This is a genomic window from Bacteroides sp. 44_46 (assembly GCF_001915465.1).
GTDB lineage: Bacteria > Bacteroidota > Bacteroidia > Bacteroidales > Bacteroidaceae > Bacteroides > Bacteroides clarus.
In genome coordinates this window covers 30,491-52,069 of the sequence record NZ_MNQO01000002.1, presented here as the reverse complement: position 1 = coordinate 52,069, position 21,579 = coordinate 30,491, and the positions used below count along the sequence as shown (strand labels likewise).

Genomic DNA, 21,579 nt, shown 5'->3' with positions numbered 1-21,579 from the left:
AAGGAATAAACGATAAGGTTATTCACAGGTTGAAACTAAAAGTTTTCCTCAATGGAACAGAAAGTTTCAACCGTTGGAACTAATCGTTTACCGGCATGAAACTTTTCGTTTCCCCGCTTGGAACTTTTTGTTTTTACCGCTGAAACAAAAAGTTCCACACTGAGAACTAACACATTAAGCTTGTTTCAGACAGATGAATAAACAGAGAGGAATACTATCCCTTATGATTATGGGATAACATAAAAAGACCGCTACTAGAAAATACTTAGTAACGGTCTTATACTTGTTAGAGAGAATTAAAATATCAAATATTCGTTTTCACAAACTTACAGATGATATATACTTTTTTATTTTAATCTTTTACACAACGAACTGAGTAACCTATTACAGGATTAGTACCAAATTTAGAGTATGTAGGTCTATAACTCATATTATCATATTGTACATACCCATTTCCAGAGCTTTGTACATCTGTTGTCCAAAAACTAGTACTTGAAGTAGTAATATTCCACCAATTTCCATAGAGATCTTCCATTCTAGAAGAAGAACCAGAAGGTATAAGATTCAGTCCATAAGTATCTTGCGGCCCTTTCTTTAAATCCGGATTTTCATCTCCCATAGATGTTACACCCCAGCCTTCTTTACCAGCCAATGCTCCCCAAACATTTTTCAAGCCAGATTCATAAATCCATGAAAAAGTATCAAACTCATCATACCAACCATTTCCATCAACTCCTGGTAATTCTGCTGCAACAAATTCTTCCAAAACTTTCCATTCTGCTTTACTAGGTAAATGCCATCCCGCCGGACATGCGCCTCGTACACCACTTGGGATAGCATCTGCACTTGCACCTGTAGCAGATTTCTGCCCCATTGCAGCATACCAATTATATAAAACACCATATTTATTATATTCTTCTGTTTGTTTGGCAGCAGCTAGATCAGTACCTTCATAATTCAATACAAAATATAATGGATCTTCATCACAAATAGGCACTGCTGTTTTAGGAACATTGATTACAGGCAAATAAGCAAGATTCTCTGCCATCCAACTTTGTGTTCCAATTGTAACATATTTATAAACATGTCCATCACGTTCATCTGTAAATGTTTCTGCTATCGGTGGAGCTACTGTTCTCGTTAATGTAACGGCTACTGATGCTATTTTTACAGTTGCAGTTTTATCACCTTTAACCGCCAATTCGATTGACAGTTCACCGGTAAGCTGGTCTGTCAGTGCATAAGTATGAGAAAATGTACCATCCTCAGCCAGAGTAGGAGCAGGAGCAATTTCCACCCCACCTACTTTTAGAATAAAAGTTTCCACAGTGCCTACATTTACAGCTGCTTTTCCTGTTATATTTAATTCCGTAACAGTAGCTAAATCAAATGTCTCACCTGAGGTTGGAGTAGTAATTTCACAAGTAACTTCTTGTTCCGGTTCAGGATCTGGCTCCGGTTCAGGATCAGTACCAGATTCTGTTTTCTTCAATGTAACATTTGCTGTCGCCGTCTTTTCTTTACCCGCATCTCCTTTAACGGTCAGTTCAATCTTCATATCACCGATGGCTTGATCAGCTGCAAAAGTATAATCATAAGAAAACGGCACTTTTGTCACCTCAGAAACCGATTTACCGTTTACTTTCAGAGTTACGCTCTCTATTTCCCCTACATTAACAGCGCCTTCGCCCTTAATAGTCATTGAGGTGACTGTTGCTAAATCAATAATAGTACCTTCAGCCGGAGCTGTAATCGAACAAGTTACTTCTTGTTGCGGTGTAGTGTCGTCGTCGCTACAAGCCCATAAAGTAAAAAGGGCTACTAATAAAAATGCATACTTTTTCATGTTGCTAACTTTTTTATGAATAATAAATAATCTACTATCAATCTTTCAAACAACGGACAGGAAGCCCCACTCCCGGATTAAATTCAGAAGATGTACCCAATACACCATCGGTAGCCCACATTCGAACCGGCATAGCAAAATCAGACATAGCAACTCCTGCCGTTGAACTCCACCAGCCTGCACTATATGTCAAATCCATCCATGCTTCTTCTCCTGCACACGCTCTAAAGCCTGTAGGTATTCCATTGAACTGTGTTGCATTATTTTCTTCCATAGCTTCTCCAATCCAAGTAGGCAAAGGTGCATCTTCCGTATCAAAAGGCAGTTTCCACATTGTTGTAGAAGCTAAAGCTTTACCCACAGCTGTCTCATCGACAACACCATTAATTGAAGCCGCCATTTTTGCATCTACGACATATTGAGCTAAATTACGCCATTCTGTTATTGAAGGTATATGCCATCCCTCCGGACACACACCTTGTATCTTCTGTGTAGACTCCATGCTTTGTAAAGCATGACCTTGTAAAGCAGCAGGTACATTATAATAAGCACCGTAAGCATCCAAAAATCCTTGTCCTAATTCTGTTGTTGCATCATAATCCAACATTACATAATATTTAGGATCGGTGGATGATACATCATAATCTTGTTGCGGCAGATACCGAAGATTTTCAGCCATCCAAAGCTGATTTCCTAATTGTACCGTCTTATAAACGATACCATCACGACTATCCGTCATTGTGCCAACTTTAGGTGGTTGAGGTCCGAGGTCAATAGCTAATATAACAGTAGACGAAGTAGAGGCAGTTACTCCAGTCTCTCCTTGTACAGTCAATTCTACTTTCAATTCACCTGCAGCTTGGTCTTCCGGCAACGAATAACCATAATAAAAAGGTACTGTAGTAACATCCGGTATCACCGAACCCGCTACTTTCAGTTCTGCAGATACAATTTGACCATGATCGGCCTTTCCATATCCCCTAATAAATAACTTTTCACCGGCTCTTACCTGGATTGTTTCTCCATCGGATGGTACTTGAATAGCACAACTGATTTGTTGTGTTTCTTCATCAGAGCATCCTGAAACAAACAATAGGAAAACCGGTATTAAAATCCACAAATATTTCTTCATGGGTATTATATATATTATTGTTATGATTTGTCAGTTTTATTATCAAATGGTATTCTCTGTCAGAGAATAATACCTCTGACAGAAAACTTATTTTCTCTATTTTACAATAGAAACACCTTGCTTAACACAACGAATTGAAAATCCAAATTCATAGCTTTTCACCCATGTTTGCATATCAAATGGATCATTCATCAACCCCGGTCCTCCTGTTGCAAGTGGATATGCCTTGGGAGACTCTTTTCCTCTATCAACCATAGGATCTGTTCCTTTAGTAGTACTCCACCAATAAGTTCTTTTACCATCATCCGCATCACCCGTAGCTGTACCGCCATAATATCCTGCCCCAATAGCACTAAAGCCCGTCACATTTGTATGATCTCCTGTGTTCCAAGCACCATTTGCTGATGACCTAAATTTCTTACCACTCGTATTTGTCGGTCCTACATATGTAACCAACTTTTCCCATTCAACGTCAGATGGTACAATCCAACCTTCCGGTGCCAATCCTTTCTTTTCATACATAGTATATCCATTATAAAAAGCACCATTAGTAAGGAAAATCTCTTCATTAGAATATGGATAACGATAGGCACCACTTTCTGTACTCATCCATTCGCTGTCACCCAATCTTGGAATAGCCGTCCCATCCAAATAACTTCTTGCTTTTAAATTTTCAGCCATCCAATATTGTGTACCTATCTTTGTTATCTTATAACTCCATTTTGTGTCACCAGGACGAGTATCAACTAATAATTCTGCTTCTATCGCCGTTTCAACAGTAGTATTTTCAACCGTAGTCAGCCAATTTCCCTCTTCTAAATACACTGTAGTCAAAGCTTCTGTTGCTTCACCGGCTATATAAGCACATGTATTGTCATCCAAATTCCAAACTACATTCCCACCATTCTCTATAACTAAACCTTTAGTTAAATCTGTTTGTCCGTTTATGACAGGATAAGCAATTATCATTTGCGCATCAACTGATTCATCAGCTGTACGAATATATTCTTTACAGATTTCTGCTACCTTCACCCCATTCACCATCACTTTCTGAACATAACTCTTACTAAAGTCAGTAGGTATAGTTATAGCGTATATCGGTGCAGCAGGAACTTCACCTTTCTGAACTACATCAAAGGATACCGGCTCCGCTCCTCCACTAATTGTAATTTTCGTAGTGCGTTCCGCATCTTCCGTATAAGCCTCAGCTTGAATTTTAAGTTTATTACCGTCCTGAGTCAAAGTACACCATATATCTGTTTCAGGACGAGTAGCACTCCATGTCGCAGCATTTGTGTTAATAGTAAATTCAATTACCGTACCTGCAGCATCCAATCTGACAGGGACATCGGCTTCCAAACCTTCGACAGTCAAATAGGCATTAGCAGCAGACTGGGTAACTGTTATTTCTTCAGTCTTAGCATCAGAACCTGTACCTGCAATGACTGTTACTTTGGTAGTACGCGCCGTAAGTGTTTCATTGGCAGTAGCACTGACTGACAATTTATTATCTTCTTGCTTCAAGACACACCATACATCCGCTTCCGGACGTGAAGCTTTCCAAGATGTCTGATTAGTCGTTACCTCAACTACAGCTCCTGTTCCATCCGCAGAAACAGTTACCACATTAGTCGACAATTTTAAAGTCGGCGCCTCTACTTTAGGGTCATCGTCATCACTACAACCGACAAATGCTGTCAGCGCAAATAGTGCACCGCATAAGAATAAACTCTTTTTCATACTCATAACAATTTTATTGTGGTTATTACTAATTCGGTCTATACAGTAAGCATCTTAGCAGTATCTCATAATCATCGTAATACGTCTCACCCCTAAATAGAGAGAAAGACAAACCTGCAAATGTATTCGGCATACCACCGTTATCTTCAAATGAAAGCCCGATACCGGCACCCTCTACAAATACAGGAACCAGTCCTACCGTATATTCAGAACTCCAATAAGAACGGGCGCTCAGATTCATTAAACCGAAATGAATATCAAATGTGGGAACCTCATCGTATGCTTTCAGTTTTTGCCCCGCACTGATAGAAAACATATTATTTTCATAAGTCGCTTTTATTGCACAACCGGTTTCACCTTCAAGCAATCCATCGATAGTATAAACACCGGAAGCATCCGGTCCTGAAATCACAACATTGGACAGGCCATAAGTCTGTTGGTCTAATAAAGAGATGTATTGTCCCTGATAAATTCCCAACAAATCGACTACATCATATTGCATAATAGCATAACTATAAGTACGTTCTCCACAAGTCACTTCAACAATACTACCACGCATAGCTCCCGTTGTATTTTTTGCAACAACAAAAGAGCCCCCCTTACCATCTTCTGCCGGTACATAGGACAGCCAGCTCCTGTCAGCCTCCGATATAGTTACTTCACAAGGGAAAGAGCCATACACTTCAACAGGTAATGAAGCTCCTTCATTATCGACACGTTGTACTTGCTCCGACTCATTATAAATAAATACGGCACCTTCTTGCACAAGTGTCAATGTCTGCTTTTCCATACCATCAGAAATCGTAATTAGAGCAGAACGTCCCGGAAAATCAGTGTTAGCTTCTACCGAAAATTTCACCAGGCTTGTCGTCTGTTCAGCTATTTTACACCATTCTGCATCAACAGTAACCTCTACCGGAAGCACCGATTGCAATTCAATAGTCGCATCTCCACCGGCAGCTTTTATATTAACATCCGCTTTTACTATCTTTAAAGTAGATGACGCATTATCATCATCGCTACATCCTGCTATCAAGACACAGCATACTATCAAAATTATGTTTATTACTTTTTTCATAATCAGACTATTCTTCACATTAATACTTTTGCAATTGTATCGAATCGTACCATTCAATTAAGCCCAAATAACTATTGGTAGAGAAATTCTCATTGTCGTAAGCTGTGAATATCAAAGAAGTAGCAGTTTCACCAGTCATTGAAGAGAATACATTACCATACTCCACAAAAGAAAGTGTCAAGTCATCCCCAGAGCCTTCAGGAATACCTACCAACCCCATCTCCATTTCTGTAAGAGGCGCTAAATTTCCAAGATCAAGTCCGTAATGAGCAGGTAGAAAACCTTGTTCAAACCCTATGACCAAAGCCCCCGGATAACCCATAACCGTTACATCCTGAGGTTTTATTATCAGTCGGCCTGTAGCCTTGTCATAAGTTACAACAATATCGGCCGCTTCTGCTTCCAACTTACTGCTTACCAGCATAAAGCTCTCACCTTCCACTTTTTGCCGCAGCTCAACAACCGTATATCCCGGTTTAAAATCAACTTTATCTTCTGCTTCGTTATATTGGTCATATTCTTTATAAAACATATAATAGAAACCCAAATAGTCTTCATAAGATGTATAATTCTGAGGATAAAATGCCTTCAAAACAACATCTGTAGCTCCTTCGTCCGAACAAGTAAATGTCATATCCGCTTTGTTCCATACAAAGTTCTGCGCGTTTTTCCCTTGAAGGCTTATCGCATCTTTAAAACGAATTCCTTCCGGAGTATAGATGAAAGGAGCAACATTACTGGTCTGCCCATCGACGGTTAAAGAAAAAAGATGGGATGTACGAACCGCATTTCCTATTTTCTGCCCCCCAACCATAAGGGAATAAGTTTTTAAGAATGCCTCTCTCTCTATCAGATTCAACTGATTAATATAATCTTTCCAACTGATTCCTTGAGTAAGTGGGGTCATTACCATAGTATTATGATATCGACGGCCTTGCAAAAAGACTTTATTGTCTTCTTGCCCCATATAGACAAATTCATAATCACCTTCCAAATTAGTATTCATGCCCATTACCGGCTCCGAGAAACAATGAACGAATTCATTGAAACTATCGAAAGTCAAGACTGTACTTTCTTCAGAGGTGATTTTATAAAGTGAAGAAGCCTCCTTCCCTGATGCTGTTTTGGCAGAACCGACTTCGGACATTACCGTTACATTATTGCCATCAAAACGGCATAATAAAGTAATTCCACCCATAGAATAGTCCGTACCCGGATAATACTCCATTTTCCAACCATTAGGAACATTTACCAGCAGCTCTTGCAATTCGGCTACATTTTCAGAAGCCCGGTTGGCAGAAGACTTCTCAAAGATATCGTCTTCTTGGAAAAGGCATGCTTGCAAGCCCAAGCAGGTAAAAGCTAACAATATATATTTAGTAATCTTATTCTTCATATCTCATTCTTTTTATTTGATTACACTTAAATCAAGTTCACCATTAGCAATTTCACCCTGACGGCGAAGCACAACCTGACGTAAACGATCCAAATCAATACCCCAAGTCTGCAGCATATAATCGTAGACAATGTCGAACTTACGTTCAATCAGCGCCCTTCCCGTATCACCTGCATTAGCAAGCATATTATTCCAATATGCCTCCGTATTGACTACATACATTGCAATATTTTCTACAAAATCTTCGCGAGGTTCGCTCATCGCGTAAGCTGTAACAAACCCTTCTTTCCAAGCATCCGAATCACTACGTGAAGTGCTAACCCCTGTTACCGGGTCTGTCTTGATATACCAGTCGGAGCCAACATAGCTATTCTCCGTAATTCGTTCAAAGGAAGGATCGAAGTTCTTGGTTTGATGCAAAATATGCGCAAACTCATGATGCATAGTTTGGAAATAGTATTCATTCAGCATATTAACATCGATATTTTCCGGATCGATATCGTTTACATTATATAAGGTAATCTTCATACCGCCTTCTGCCGTACCAACTACCATTGTTCCATTATCTTCATAAGCCGGAGAACCAATAAAATGTAAGATTTTAGGGACATAATGCCGTAGAAAGTTCGGATTACCGGTGGTTTCATCATAAGCCTCCAACCAAACATGTTTAACAATCTTGGCTAACACCACTGATTTTTCATAAGTAGCCGGAACCAATACGTGAGTCATATCGCTCTCTTTATCCTCCATGCGATACTTCAGCAAAATGTTATACGGATTCGTGTAATTACTTATCACCCATTTGTCAAAAGCACTTTCTTCCGGTTCGTTTTCTTCCGTAAAGATGCTATTATTATAATCAATATCCGTATCTTGATTACAGGAAGCAAACAGCAGGGATACAGTCAGTACCAATAAACTATATACAATATATCTTTTCATATCTCTCTTTTTGTTTTTAATCATTTCTTGGATTAGGTTCCATTCCTGCCGTTATGACATTGGAAGGCAATTGAACAGCCCGACGAGGATCGTCTACTCCCATTGTATCAGTGATACGTACCAATGTACTTCCTTCAAAATAACGACGATAAATAACAATGCCATAACGTTTTATATCCTGCCAACGCAATCCTTCCTCCAATGTCAGAATACGGCGCGCATGCAGAATACAATGAATCAAATTCTCTTGCATTCCTTGTTCCAACGTAAAAGCCGGATGGAGTTCTTTTTTGACAGAAGGATTAGCCGTATTCTCCGGGGTATAATAACTTAATGCCGCATAGAAGCTATTAATCGATTCTTTTGTAAGGGTGGTCGTATTTTTTGTAAAAGCTTTCTGCCATGCATCAATATCTGCGGCCGCTTTGTCATACTGTTTCAGTAAAGTGTATGCTTCCGCCCGGCAAAGTAAAGTTTCGTCAGTTGTAAATGCCGGCAATACCATATGCCCCGTATAACTATCACCCGACGTTGAATATTCCTGATACAAAGCCAATCGGCGGAAACCATTCTTAATAGAGCCACCCGGTGCAAAAGGTTCTTGCCAGTAATTAGTTTGTGAGCCCCATGGTCCGGTAGACTTACAAGTCTCGGCAGCCGTAATATCATTACTACAATATTTTTCGCATGGAGCATATCCCGGATCAGCAACCAGCGGCCAATATGAATCAGCGGAAATCAACAATAAATTAGCTTGATTATCAGCATTTACATACTCATTAGGCTGTACTGAACGATTGGAAGAAAGCATTCCAAGCGCTTTCCAATTACGCAAGCTTTCAGCCGCATTACTACCTAATACACGGTCGGCATATTCTATCACTTTCCGGCAATTAGAAAAGTCCGATTGCATATAATAAAGATAAAAACGAGCTGCAAAAGCGTACGCCGCCTTCTTGTTGAAATGGTATTTCGCCTTGCTGTAAATATTATCGTCTATCAGTGGCAATCCTTCTTCAATATCTGCGGCAATCCGTTGATAGGTTGTGGCAAGTGTGCCTCTATCGTAACTCGGATTTACCGTAGTTTCTAACTCATCCATATACGGAATACCTAAATCCTGTTCTGCATGAGTAGAGGTATATGCCTTACAGAAAATCGTCGCGAGCAGAAAATGATTGTATGCACGGCAAAGCAACGCTTCCCCTTTTTGCGGTTGCAGACTTTCCGGATTATCCATACGCTCAATAGCCTTTAACGCCTGGTTCGCCGATGCTATAGAATTATAGCAGTCAATCCACAAAGCATGCGGTGAATCCTGATCTTCTTCAGTGGTTTGCCGCCAATGATACATGTGTTCGTTCAAGCGGAAAAGGTAGGTGTATAAATTACTGTTTTCATCAATATTATCACTATGCAACTCACCAATTTCGCAACTTGTAGTTGTAGGATAGGCAGAAACCAGTATTCTGGTTACGCTTTCCTCGGTAGTCAGTTCTGTCCGATTATCCGGCAATTCATCCAGATAATCGGAACAGGAAGCAAATAGAGCTGTTGCAAAGAATGCTGTTATATATAAATGTTTATGTTTCATCTTTTCTGTTTTTATTATGAATTAAAAACCTACTCTAAGCGTCAATGTAAATTGGCGAGGTACCGGAGCGGCAACACCACCGGTATTAAAGAATTCCGGGTCCTGTCCGTTCAACTTCTTATCCGCATAAATGAGGAAAAGGTTGGTAGCCTGCAACTTCAGTGACAGGTTGGATATCTTGGCCGGTTCTATCCAGGCTTTTGGGAATTCATAGGCAAGAGAAATCTCCTTCATACGAATGAAATCACCTTTGGCGATACGCTCTGTTGAATAATTGTAAGCATTGTAAGCATACACCAAATTCTGGTTTTCATAATACTGCCGTTTGGAGATGATAGCCGGAATATTTGTACGAGCCTCATCACCCGGTACTGTCCAGCGGTTCTTAAACTCACGAGGCATAGAAGACAAATCCGAATACTGGTAGCTGAAACAAGGATTCATGCGGACTACATTACCGAATGAATATGTCATAAAGACATTCAGCTTAAACCCTTTATAGGTAAAGATATTACCTAAACTACCCGTTATAGTCGGATCGGTAGGACCTTCGTACTTCAAATAATCCAAATTTTCGCGTGTCTGGAAGTCAATATTCGTACTGGTAACTTCTCCATTAATCAAATATTGAGGAATACCGTTCTTATCCAATCCTGCAAATGGAATGGAGAATAAGCCGCGTACAGGATATCCTTGCATGGCAAAACCGTTTCCTGATACAAGTTCCATCATGCTGGCACGTGACTTCAAATCGGTTACTTCATTTTTCGCGTAAGAGAAGATGAAGTCCGTATTCCATGAGAACGACTGCGACTTTACATTTTTGGTAGAAAGCGTGAACTCAACACCATGCGACTTCATGGAAGCGATATTGGCATATTTATAGATAGTACCGCCTACGCCTTGCGTAGCGATGATACCTATCAAATCGTAGTTATTACGCTTGTACCAGTCCACTGCAAAATTGATGCGGTTGTTTAAGAAACCCATATCCGCACCGATGTTCAACTCGTGCTTTTTCTCATAAGTCAGTTCACTGTTCTCCGGGTCAGAAACATAAAGTCCGGTTTCCTGTCCGTCCGTAAAAGGACGATAAGGAGAATAACTCATGATAATTGCCTGTGAATTGGTTACATACTCCGGACCACGGTCGGCTGTCAATGAATAAGACGCTTTCAACGTCAAGTGTGACAAGGCAGGCGCAAAAGCTTTATCAAAGAAATCCTCTTCATGCACATTCCACGCACCTGAAATATTCCAAGTAGGCAACCAACGGGCAGAACGGCTCCGTCCCATACGGTTTGTTCCTTCATAACGGAAAGTTCCGTTTAATGTATAACGACCGTCATAAGAATAAGCCAAATTAGTAAATCCGGCCACGCTACGGGTGGTTGAATGGCTTAAACCATAGTAAGGTTCTCCGGCTTCAATACCTTTCTTGAAATACTCATATACGTAATAAGGTATCTCCCCCATAGTATATTGCATACCCCAACCCTGAAAATAATTCTGCGAACGCTCCAGATTATTCACTTCAAGACCGGCAAACAAGTTAGTCATGTGCTTTTCTTTAAACATGTGGTTCCATGACAAAGTACCACGAAAGTCAATTCCAAGCATACGATAATCTTTCCGTTGATAGATACCGCCTTCCGGCAAAACAGTGATAGGCAATGCATACGGATTATCCGGATTGGTATAAAGCAGATTATTCGCATCACGTATCGTCGCATCATCCATACCGGTACGATAGGCCGTTGCCTGATTGGAATCATCCTTGATATTATGCTCCTGCGAGGAAGCCTGATATTTTACCGAACCCAAAGCGCTGATTTCCAATCCCGGAATTACTTTCCAACGCATTTCACCCTGGAACTTTACATCAACAACGTTTAAATCAATGTAGTTATTATCCAATTCATGCAATATATTGAATGGAGCATAGTTTGTTGTATAGTCAACCGAAGGGTCCAACGCACGCGAGGTATTCAACGCGTAAGAATATGGATTGATATCAAACTGACGACTGACCTCTCCGCTCGCCGCATTAATCTCCGAACTCAATGTGCCCGGTGCTTTCTGTTTACGATAAGAAGCATTGGCAATCATGTTCACAGACAGATTCTTATACATATTGTAAGTAGTATTCAGATTAGCGGTGTAGCGTCTGACTTCACTCTGCTTGTACCAACCCGGATCGGACATGGCACTCAATGAAGCATAATAAGATGCTTTTTCTGAACCGGAAGTAATACTGACCGAATGGTTCTGAATAATGTTATTAGAGAATAAAGCGTCAAACCAATCCGTATTTCTCATCTCCGCCTGACGCAAATAAGAGTTACGCGCTGCTGTCGTGTTCGCGAGACCGAATTGTCCGGTAGTCTCATTATACTGATTTATCAACTGGTACATTTTACCATATACACCGCTGTTCTTGGCACGGTAAGTATCGCTATTATTCAACCAGCCTTTCTGCTCCAGTTCCTTATAAATACCCATTTGTTCCTGAGAATTCATAATATTGAACTCTTTATAACTGGGAATCATACGGGTAGTAAACTCGCCTGTATAACTGATTTTATGTACTCCGGCCGAACCTTTTTTAGTAGTCACGACAATTACACCCGCCATAGCACGTGCACCATAAATAGACGTTGCCGAACCGTCTTTCAGGATTTGAAAACTTTCGATATCATCCGGATTTAAACCTGCGATAGCGGAACTGATCAATGTTTCGGCATCACCGGAAGAAAGATCGTCTGCTCCCACCTCGATAGCATCTTCCATGATAACTCCATCAACAACCCACAAAGGCTTGGAACTACCATAAATGGAAGTTGCGCCACGTACGCGAATTTTGGGCGCCGTACCGAAAGTTCCGGATACGTTTTGTACGGAGACACCGGCCGAACGTCCTTCCAGACCGCGGCTGATATCCGCCATACCATCCATTTTTATATTTTCTGCCTTTAACTGATCGGTAGCGCCGGTAAACATACGTTTATCCATACGCTGCATACCCGTCACAACAACCTCCGACAGTGTCTGTACATCCGATTGCAGAGACACTTTCATTGTCGGTGAGGGAGAAAGCGACTGCGGCAGCATACCTACATAGGAAAATTCCAACTTGGAACGACTGGACACATTAGGTAATGTAAATTTACCGTCCATATCCGTTAGCACACCGGTAGAAGTACCTTTCACCATAACGGTAGCTCCGATAAGCGGTTCACCATCATCAGCCGACAACACAACACCGTTTACCGTATATACTTTAGCCTGTTTGGACGGGCCTTTCGTTGTAATGGTAATAAATTCCTTATCGATATTGTACTCAAGTTTCTTACCCGACAGGACAATATCCAAAGCCTCCCGGATATTTTTATCCTTGATAACACCGCTATACGTATATGGCTTCACATCATCATACGTAAAAAGGATTTTATAACCCGAAATTTTGCTTAACTGTTTAAATACGGAAGATAGCTCTTCATTTTTAAACTCTACCGTAAGTTTCTTCTCACTCACTTGAGCTTCCGCACAGAACGGAAGCCAAAATAGGAAAAAGAAAAGCGGAAATAATAAGTACCTCTTTCTTCTCATCATACGTTTATTTTTAATAATATTAGCGAAGCTTCATTTATTAATAGTGCGTACGACTTGAATAACAAGACACCTCTTTTCCTTATTTTTTTCGATTCATGAAACTTTTTCTCTAAAAAGCATCTACAATATGGAAGAATTTACACAAAATATGCATTCATTTAGTCAACATAGACTGTATTCTCACAAAGTGTTAACGTTACCTTTTTTAAACGATTCATTAAACGAATAGTTTCTTCGATGCCACTTTGGCGATTGGACATAAAATGTATGCGATATGCCATGGCTTCTTTATTTCTAAATGTAACGTTCACATTATACCAACGTCCGATAGACTTCATGATATCCGCCAACGGCAGTTCGTCAAAATAGAAATATCCGTCTTTCCAATAAGTATAGGCTTCACTGTTTACTTCTTTCACCTCAAACAATCCATCGGAAAGAAGCATGGCGTCTTTACCCGGTTCCAAATCCACAAAACGTGCATTTTCATGACTGCGAACCTGTACTTTACCGCTAATCAGTGTTACATGGCTGTCTTCAGCCGTATAACTTTTCACATTAAATTCTGTTCCTAGAACCTTAGTCTGCAAATAATCTGTCTTTACGATAAAAGGCTTTGCGTCTTTTGTAACTTTAAAGTACGCTTCTCCTTCAAGAAAAACCGTACGTTCCTTTTCTATAAAAGCGGTAGGATAAACCAATTTACTATTGGCATTCAGCCAAACCTCCGTACCATCACAAAGAATCAATTTGAATGTCTCGCCTCTGGGAATTACAATAGAATGAGTCTGCAACATTTTTTTTACTACCGGAACGGAAGTCTTTGCCAGATTGGTATAATCAAGAGTTCGCCGTTTTTCCACCTGTTTGTTTTCTTTTTTAGGCTCATCGTCCAAAAAGAACTGCTTGCCGTCATTTAATTCCAGAACAATACGCTGCTCATTCGGATCTGCAGCAAACACCGTGACTGATTTAGGCGAAGTAACCGGTACATTAAATAGATAATTCAATGAGAAAAAAGCTCCTACCAAGATAGCTGCCACCGAACCGCTCCATATCCAAAACATCTTAAGATATTTTTTCCTATTGCGTCTGCCTTTCAAGCGGGCTAACTCAGCCTCAACGTCGACCATACCGGAAGCTTGGTGCTTATGTAAAAGAAATCTGACATCCATCAAATCCTTACAGGCATCTAATGTCTCCGCATCTTCCAAATCTTCCCATTTCTTATCAGAAATATCGGATGAGCTCTCCATTAAATCCAATGCTTTCTCAAATTCAGATGTACTATCTTGATTACTCATAAATCCGCTAATTAGTTAATACTCTATTATAATTGCGTTTATAAAACTTATTTTGAACCGTTTAGCCTATTTTTTAGGTTTATTTAGCAAATTCTTCCCGAATTGCTTTCAAGGCTTTAACAATATGTTTTCTAACCGCACTTATGCTTATATTCAATTCTGCGGCTACTTCTTTATACTTCTTCTCATGTAGATAGCACTCTTCCAGGATGTGTCTCGTATGCGGTGTCATTCCGTCCAATACTTTCTGAATCTTCACCATACGTTCGTCTTGTTCCTTAAATTCCACTTCAGTATAATTTTCATACAATTTCTGAGAGAATTCAGCATAAGCGTAATGTATGTCTTGGTGTCTCAGATAGTCGATAGAACGATTGCGTACATATATAAAGAGATACGACTTAGCCGTGGCCTTCTCTATCCTATCAAAATTCTTCCATATATATTCAAAAGCATCACTCGCTATATCACGGCTTACTTCCCAATTGTTAATGAGAGAATGTGCATAGGAATAAAGAGGGACATAATATTCTTTAAAAAAGAAATCAAAGTCAGCAAAGTCCTCCACCTTTTACAATTTATTATTTATCTTAAACAAATTCGCCAGCGAAATTAATTATTATAATAATAAAGAAAAAGCAGAATCTTCTCTTTCAGCCTCTAAAAGAGTTATATAATATTAATACATTGAAAATCGAGCTAACAAAAAGCCGTTCCAGGTTGTTTAATCTTGCTGTTTATCCGATAAAAGTTTTTTGACCTCACAATCTGCCTTGGTTAATTTATCACTACAAAATGCAATGATTTCATTCGCTTCTTTTATCTTTTCGGCAAGTGCATCTATTTCCAACTCATTGTTGTCTATCTGACTGACAATTTTCTCCAGCCGTTCCATTGCTTGGGAATACGTCTCTTTTTTCTTGGGTGTAGGCATAGGATTATTTATTTTTTGACGATTTATTCGTTACTACTGAAATCACTTCTCCGTGATACAATCGAGTGATGATTTCATCACCCTCGTTTAGGAGAGAAGTATTCTTTACAGCTTTACCGTTTTTCAATGTAATACTGTAACCACGGGCCAATTGTTTTTCCGGGGAAGCATCCATCAACCGCTGTTGAAGTAGTTCCAACCGATGATGTTGACGAAACAAAGAAGACGTTACAGCTTGTACAATATCTTTTCGAACGGTAAGTAAAGTTAATTTCGCATCCGATATACAACTATAAGCAGCGGAAGGAATACGATTCTTACAGGATACTAACCTCTGATGTTCTTGCATCAGCAAATTCCGGGCACCATCGTATAAACGGGCAGCCAACAAATCCAACTCATCGGCAGCGTCATTCATACAGTCTATCAGGAATTCCGCAGCAGCAGTAGGAGTCTTGACACGGGTGTGGGCTACAGAATCAATCACCGTATCGTCACGCTCATGCCCGATACCTGTAATAACAGGTAAAGGAAACTGCGCACAGGCCGCCGCGAGCAAATAAGTATCAAACCCGGAAAGGTCGGAGGTTGCTCCACCTCCACGAATAATGACCACCACATCGAAATTATCCAAGCGGGAGTTTATCTTGTCCAAAGCAGCCAAAACAGATTCTTCAACACGCTCACCTTGCATCAATGCCGGAAAAAGCTCCGTATGGAAGTAAAAACCTCCCGGATTATTTTGTAACTGGTGGCAAAAGTCACCGTATCCGGCAGCGGTTGGGGAAGAAATAACCGCGATACGCTGCGGCAAGCGAGGTATTTTCAATTCTTTATTTAAAGTGAGTACCCCTTCTTCTTCCAATTGTTTCAGAATTTCCTTACGACGACGAGCCATATCACCCAAAGTATAGGTGGGGTCTATATCCTGTACCGTAAGACTGTATCCATACAGCTCATGGAAGCTGACGGTAACTTGCACCAACACTTTGATACCCGAAACAAATGCCTGTCCTGTGGCTTCCTCAAAATAAGGTTTCAACAGACGAAATACATTCAACCAGATTGTTCCTCTTGCCTTGGCTATCAAACTATTACTACGGGCATCCTTCTGTACGAACTCCAGATAACAATGTCCGGTGCTGTTGGTACGTACATCGCTTAATTCCGCCTGTATCCAATAGGTATCAGGCAGACATTGTTCCAAGCTTCGGCGTACCAGAGCATTCAAGTCGTATAGTGATAATGCATCCACGTTTTTAAATATAAAGTATAGGTTTGAAGGTTTCTGTTTTTCTACTTCTTTTGCTTATAACTATTATAAGCTTTCCACATATCCGGCACACCATAACCATAGATATTATCCGGATAGTCGGCACGGTCACCGGAAGTACGAACCAATTCAATCAGTTCCTTCGCGGTCAGCCGGGGACATGCCTGCCATAAACAAGCCACCATTCCACACATGATGGGCGAAGAAAAAGAAGTCCCGTTTGCTTTGCCTTGATTTCCGTCCGTACGAATCACATCCGCTCCTTCACCCACAGCTACAACATCCGGCTTAATCCGGTTATCGGCCGTATTGCCGATAGAAGAGAACGGAGCCAGTACCGCTTGTTTGTTTATAGCGCCTACCGTCAATACATTCTCAGCATCTCCCGGAGGAGTTATCTTTTTCCAAGCCCCCATTCCCGAATTACCGGCACTGCACACCAACACCATACCCTTATCAGCTATATGTGAGGCCTGACGGGACATCAAAGCATGGCGTCCATCCAAATCACGGTATTTATAATTTTTCGATTTATCATCGAAAGCATAATATCCCAAAGAGGTATTAAGCACGTCCACACCCACACTATCGGCAAATTCTACGGCGGCAGCCCAATAGTCCTGCTCTACCAAATGCTCGGAATATTCATCCTCACTGCGAAGCAGCCAAAAAGAAGCCTCAGGTGCGGTACCCGTCATAATATCCGGCCGGTTCATTCCGATACAAGAAAGCACACTCAGTCCGTGACTGCTCTCAGCAAATAAATCCGCCTGAGGATTGACAAAATCTTTAACACCTAAGACACGGATATTCCGCATTGCCGTTATCTTATCCAAATTATGAAATCCGGCATCAATGACAGCAATCGTCATTCCCTTCCCCTTAAATCCGGCATCATGCAATTTATCTCCATTGCTCAACTGAATTTGGGTGATAGCAGGTCCGTAAATACTATCAGTGTATATCTTCGGCTCATTAATTACAGAATCACGTGTTGCGACCCTCGTCCCTTCATTCATTTTCGGAGCAGTCCATACCTTTTCCGCAGTACGTACAAACGGCAATGCGGCAATACGGTTAATCAAAGTAGAATCATTGCAGGAAACCGTAACAAAGTTTTCCCATTTTCCCGCAACCACGATATTCACTCCTTGTCTGCGTATCTCATCGATATACTTACGGCAAACCGGCAGATCGGTGGAGTCAATCGCTAGATTCTGTTTTTGGCGTCTTGCAATGGCTTTCTCCGAAAGAAACTGTTCCGGACGTTCCAATGAATAAACGGTAGCTGCCTTGTCTCTTAAACTAATACGATATTTCAACGTATCTTGCTGTGCCGATGCACCTGCCACAAACAACGCTAAAACTGAAAGAATAATTAATCTCTTCCTCATCAATCTCTTTTTATTTTCAAATTTTCGTTCTTAATTCTCTAAATATACATACCGATACCCCGTTGCGAAGCGATAAACGAACCGCCTGCCACCCGTTTTCCGATGTAGAATACAGCAGATTGTCCCGGTGCAATGGCAGATGCTTCCGCCTCAAAATGTATCAGTAACCGTCCGTCTTCCAGGCGTTTTACCGAACAAGGAACCGGCTTACTGCGATAGCGGATGCGAACCGTCAGTCCACTGCTTCCGAGAACCTCTCCCTCATCAATCAGATTATCCTGTTCCGCAAGCATATATTCCGCTTTGAGTTGCTCTGCATCTCCCAGCATTACGGTATTCTTCTGCGGATTGATTTTCAACACATAAGCGGGTTTTCCCAATGCGATTTCAAGTCCTTTCCGTTGTCCGATGGTATAGTAAGGAAAGCCCTTATGTTCTCCCAACTTCACCCCTTCCGAATTGACAAACCAGCCCGGTCCTACTTCATCGTCTATCTCCGGAGAATGTTCGCGCAGAAAATCCCGATAATCTCCCTTTATGAAACAGACTTCCATGCTTTCCCCTTCTTCGGCCTTCAGCGTATAACCTTTATCCCGCAGGTAATCACGTACTTGCAATTTTGTATATGCTCCTAATGGAAAAAGGCAACGTCTCAAAACATCCTGCCCCAGTCTCCAAAGAAAATAAGACTGATCTTTCTTCTCATCGTCCCCGGCGACTATGTATATTTTCCCATTCAGTTCTTCCAAACGGGTATAGTGCCCTGTAGCAATATACCGGCAATTCAATTTATCCGCCCACTCCGTAAGAATACGGAACTTAAACAGAGGGTTGCACATCACACAAGGATTGGGTGTCCGCCCCTGTCGGTATTCATCTATAAAATTCCGAACAATCACATTGCGAAAGGCCTCACGTTCGTCAGCCACATGATGTTCAATGCCCATACTCCGAGCCAGTTGACGGGCCTCTAACGGTTCGTCTCCCCACACCCACATCGTAAGGCCGATTATCTCGTGGCCCTGTTCTTGCAGCATCAAACATGTAGCGGTACTGTCAATACCACCGCTCATACCAACCAGCACTCGCTTTTCTATCTTGTTCATTTCTCGGATATTCATCGTTTTAGCCTGCAAAAATACGGGTTTTCGAGTAGAAGACAGAGAAAAGCCCCGCCTTTTTAGCAAGACTTCACATAGATACATATAGTTTTCTCTCTGATTTTGTAACAAAAACGAAACGTATATGACATAAAAACACAACATATATGACCGTATCTTTGCCGCCGTAAACAAATCGACAACAACAAATTATGAAAAAAAGCGCATTGATGCTGCTCATCATCCTGCTGCCCTTTACGGCGAAAGCCCAAAGTGCCTACAACAACGAGGACGGAAAGAAGATAAACAAGGAAAAACTGGAAACAAAAGACTATCTGCCCGAAATTCATGGAACCATCCGCTCCAAATACGAATACCAGACCACTATGGGCGCCGGACGCTTTGAAGTACGAAACGCACGTGTCAGTGTCACCGGTAATGTCTTACCGATTGTGGCCTATAAAGCCGAAATCGACCTGTCGGACGAAGGAAGCATCAAAATGCTCGATGCCTATGCACGCCTGTTTCCGGCAAAAGGGCTGACAGTAACCGCCGGACAGATGCGTGTACCCTTTACCATCGACGCACACCGTTCACCACACCAACAATATTTTGCCAACCGTTCATTCATCGCCAAACAAGTAGGTAACGTACGTGATGTGGGTGTCACACTGGGATATACCCTGCCTACCGAACTACCCATCACGATAGAAGGCGGACTGTACAACGGTTCGGGACTGACCAATCAAAAGGAATGGCATAAAGAAATAAATTATTCCGCCAAAGCCCAATTCCTTTTCACCAAAGGGCTGAACCTGACACTGAGCGTACAAAGCATACAGCCGGAAGAGATACGCGTACAATCATACGATATCGGCGCTTACTATGAGTTCCACCGCTTCCATATCGAAGGTGAATATCTATACAAGCAATACTCCGACAACGCCTTCGGAGATGTACAGGCCGTAAACACATTTATCAATTACGACCTTCCCCTGCGGAAAGTATTCAATAAAATGTCTTTCCTGCTACGCTACGACATGATGACAGATCAAAGTGACGCCAAAACAACCGACGAGGAAACCGGTTCATTAATCACCACCGACTACAAACGCCAGCGACTGACAGGCGGTATCACTTTCAGTCTCAGTAAAGCGTTCCGCACAGACCTGCGTCTGAATTACGAAAAGTATTTCTATGCCCGCAACAGTATTGCAAAAGAATCTGAACAAGACAAAATCGTACTGGAACTGATGATACGATTCTAAATAAAATTCCGTATATTTGGAATAAGCAAATTGATGTATGGCAAATCCGCTTATTCCAGGCATCACCGCCACAGAACAAGACTTGTTGTATCAAAAGCTCAATGCATACAACCGGCAAAAGACCTCCTTCAAAGAAGTTGGCGCTTATCTTGTGGTACTGCCGAGAACGGACCATCCCCGCTATTCACTTTGGATTTACTCCCCCTTACCCGAAAAGCAATCCATATTTTACATATTCGACCTGGACGAAGACGTACACGAAGCCTTACGTATATCCAGTACTTTATGTTATTACTCTTCACGCCCTCTGTTTTTAGTGGAATATAACGCCAAACGAATGCAGAACAGAGGCGACGACATTATCTCTTTCGGTAAATACCACGGACATTACCTGCACGAGATTCTGCAAGTGGATCCCGGCTATCTCACTTGGATAGCTTTTAAGTTCACCCCCCGAATACCCAAGCAAGAACGTTTCGCTCAAATCGCCCGGATATATCATTCCGTATATATCGACATCCTGCAACGAAAAGCCCAACAACCGTCTATCGGACGCTATCTCGGCAAAGAGGGAGAAAAAGTAGAGAATCTGGTTCTAACCATTTTCAGTGTCCGTCTGGAAGACGATCCCTATAAGACGCAGGTCAAAGGTACGACCCCTTACTTCTATGTCCGACAAATACTGAAACTGAAAGACGCCTCCGGAAATCTTGTAACTTTCCGCATCAGCTCTCGTACGGCAAGCAGGCATTCATGCCAACTGCCGGCCATGGAGCATGCTTACCGGATAGACGAAACAGTCCATATAGCCTCGGCACGTATTGCCAACACCTATACCATTGGAAAAAACAAATGGACGCGACTTAATTATGTAAAAATCCGGCAATAGCACAAATCCAATCAAAAATTCCATTTCAAACATCAATTCATCCACCTTTCCCCGGAAAGAAACCCGTATTTTTG

General features: G+C 41.4%; 16 protein-coding genes. 2 read left to right on the top strand and 14 right to left on the bottom strand.

Annotated elements, in window-relative coordinates:
- Nucleotides 1-352: 352 nt before the first annotated feature.
- The 14 genes from BHV73_RS01395 to mnmA all read right to left on the bottom strand — a co-directional run bounded on the left by BHV73_RS01395 (nucleotide 353) and on the right by mnmA (nucleotide 19,369).
- Entirely contained in the window at nucleotides 353-1,846 is a 1,494-nt protein-coding gene (locus BHV73_RS01395) for an FISUMP domain-containing protein (RefSeq protein WP_286736074.1), read from the bottom strand.
- A gap of 37 nt (nucleotides 1,847-1,883) precedes the next feature.
- Nucleotides 1,884-2,978 (bottom strand): fibrobacter succinogenes major paralogous domain-containing protein, encoded by a 1,095-nt coding sequence (locus BHV73_RS01390; RefSeq protein ID WP_087412888.1) that lies wholly within the window; start codon nucleotides 2,976-2,978, stop codon nucleotides 1,884-1,886.
- Nucleotides 2,979-3,074: 96 nt separating this feature from the next.
- A complete protein-coding gene (locus BHV73_RS01385) occupies nucleotides 3,075-4,718 on the bottom strand; it encodes an FISUMP domain-containing protein (protein ID WP_162609571.1) in 1,644 nt (547 codons plus the stop codon).
- A gap of 28 nt (nucleotides 4,719-4,746) precedes the next feature.
- A complete protein-coding gene (locus tag BHV73_RS01380) occupies nucleotides 4,747-5,796 on the bottom strand; it encodes a BACON domain-containing protein (protein ID WP_087412886.1) in 1,050 nt (349 codons plus the stop codon).
- A gap of 19 nt (nucleotides 5,797-5,815) precedes the next feature.
- The gene (locus BHV73_RS01375; protein ID WP_087412885.1) at nucleotides 5,816-7,192 is read right to left on the bottom strand and encodes a DUF4302 domain-containing protein; all 1,377 of its coding nucleotides are present in this window, start codon (nucleotides 7,190-7,192) and stop codon (nucleotides 5,816-5,818) included.
- A 12-nt stretch (nucleotides 7,193-7,204) separates the two neighbouring features.
- A complete protein-coding gene (locus BHV73_RS01370; RefSeq protein WP_022219265.1) occupies nucleotides 7,205-8,137 on the bottom strand; it encodes a zinc-binding metallopeptidase in 933 nt (310 codons plus the stop codon).
- A 16-nt stretch (nucleotides 8,138-8,153) separates the two neighbouring features.
- Nucleotides 8,154-9,731, bottom strand: coding sequence for a RagB/SusD family nutrient uptake outer membrane protein (locus BHV73_RS01365; protein ID WP_022219266.1), 1,578 nt, complete (start codon nucleotides 9,729-9,731; stop codon nucleotides 8,154-8,156).
- A gap of 21 nt (nucleotides 9,732-9,752) precedes the next feature.
- The gene (locus BHV73_RS01360; protein WP_162609573.1) at nucleotides 9,753-13,340 is read right to left on the bottom strand and encodes a SusC/RagA family TonB-linked outer membrane protein; all 3,588 of its coding nucleotides are present in this window, start codon (nucleotides 13,338-13,340) and stop codon (nucleotides 9,753-9,755) included.
- 161 nt (nucleotides 13,341-13,501) lie between these two features.
- On the bottom strand, nucleotides 13,502-14,647 hold the full coding sequence (locus tag BHV73_RS01355; protein ID WP_087412884.1) for a FecR family protein: 1,146 nt from the start codon (nucleotides 14,645-14,647) through the stop codon (nucleotides 13,502-13,504).
- A gap of 79 nt (nucleotides 14,648-14,726) precedes the next feature.
- A complete protein-coding gene (locus BHV73_RS01350; protein WP_009122780.1) occupies nucleotides 14,727-15,215 on the bottom strand; it encodes an RNA polymerase sigma-70 factor in 489 nt (162 codons plus the stop codon).
- Between the two features lie 156 nt (nucleotides 15,216-15,371).
- The gene (gene xseB, locus BHV73_RS01345; protein ID WP_009122781.1) at nucleotides 15,372-15,581 is read right to left on the bottom strand and encodes an exodeoxyribonuclease VII small subunit; all 210 of its coding nucleotides are present in this window, start codon (nucleotides 15,579-15,581) and stop codon (nucleotides 15,372-15,374) included.
- A gap of 4 nt (nucleotides 15,582-15,585) precedes the next feature.
- On the bottom strand, nucleotides 15,586-16,836 hold the full coding sequence (xseA, locus tag BHV73_RS01340) for an exodeoxyribonuclease VII large subunit (protein ID WP_087412883.1): 1,251 nt from the start codon (nucleotides 16,834-16,836) through the stop codon (nucleotides 15,586-15,588).
- A 41-nt stretch (nucleotides 16,837-16,877) separates the two neighbouring features.
- Nucleotides 16,878-18,248 (bottom strand): S8 family peptidase, encoded by a 1,371-nt coding sequence (locus BHV73_RS01335; protein WP_087412882.1) that lies wholly within the window; start codon nucleotides 18,246-18,248, stop codon nucleotides 16,878-16,880.
- A gap of 38 nt (nucleotides 18,249-18,286) precedes the next feature.
- Nucleotides 18,287-19,369, bottom strand: coding sequence for a tRNA 2-thiouridine(34) synthase MnmA (mnmA, locus tag BHV73_RS01330; protein WP_206422516.1), 1,083 nt, complete (start codon nucleotides 19,367-19,369; stop codon nucleotides 18,287-18,289).
- 191 nt (nucleotides 19,370-19,560) lie between these two features.
- On the opposite strand from mnmA, the gene BHV73_RS01325 reads away from it, so the two are divergent.
- Entirely contained in the window at nucleotides 19,561-20,616 is a 1,056-nt protein-coding gene (locus BHV73_RS01325) for a porin (protein ID WP_087412881.1), read from the top strand.
- Between the two features lie 37 nt (nucleotides 20,617-20,653).
- Nucleotides 20,654-21,505 carry an exodeoxyribonuclease X C-terminal domain-containing protein gene (locus BHV73_RS01320; protein ID WP_087412880.1) on the top strand — a complete coding sequence of 284 codons (852 nt, stop codon included), beginning with the start codon at nucleotides 20,654-20,656 and terminating at the stop codon, nucleotides 21,503-21,505.
- Nucleotides 21,506-21,579 lie beyond the last annotated feature (74 nt).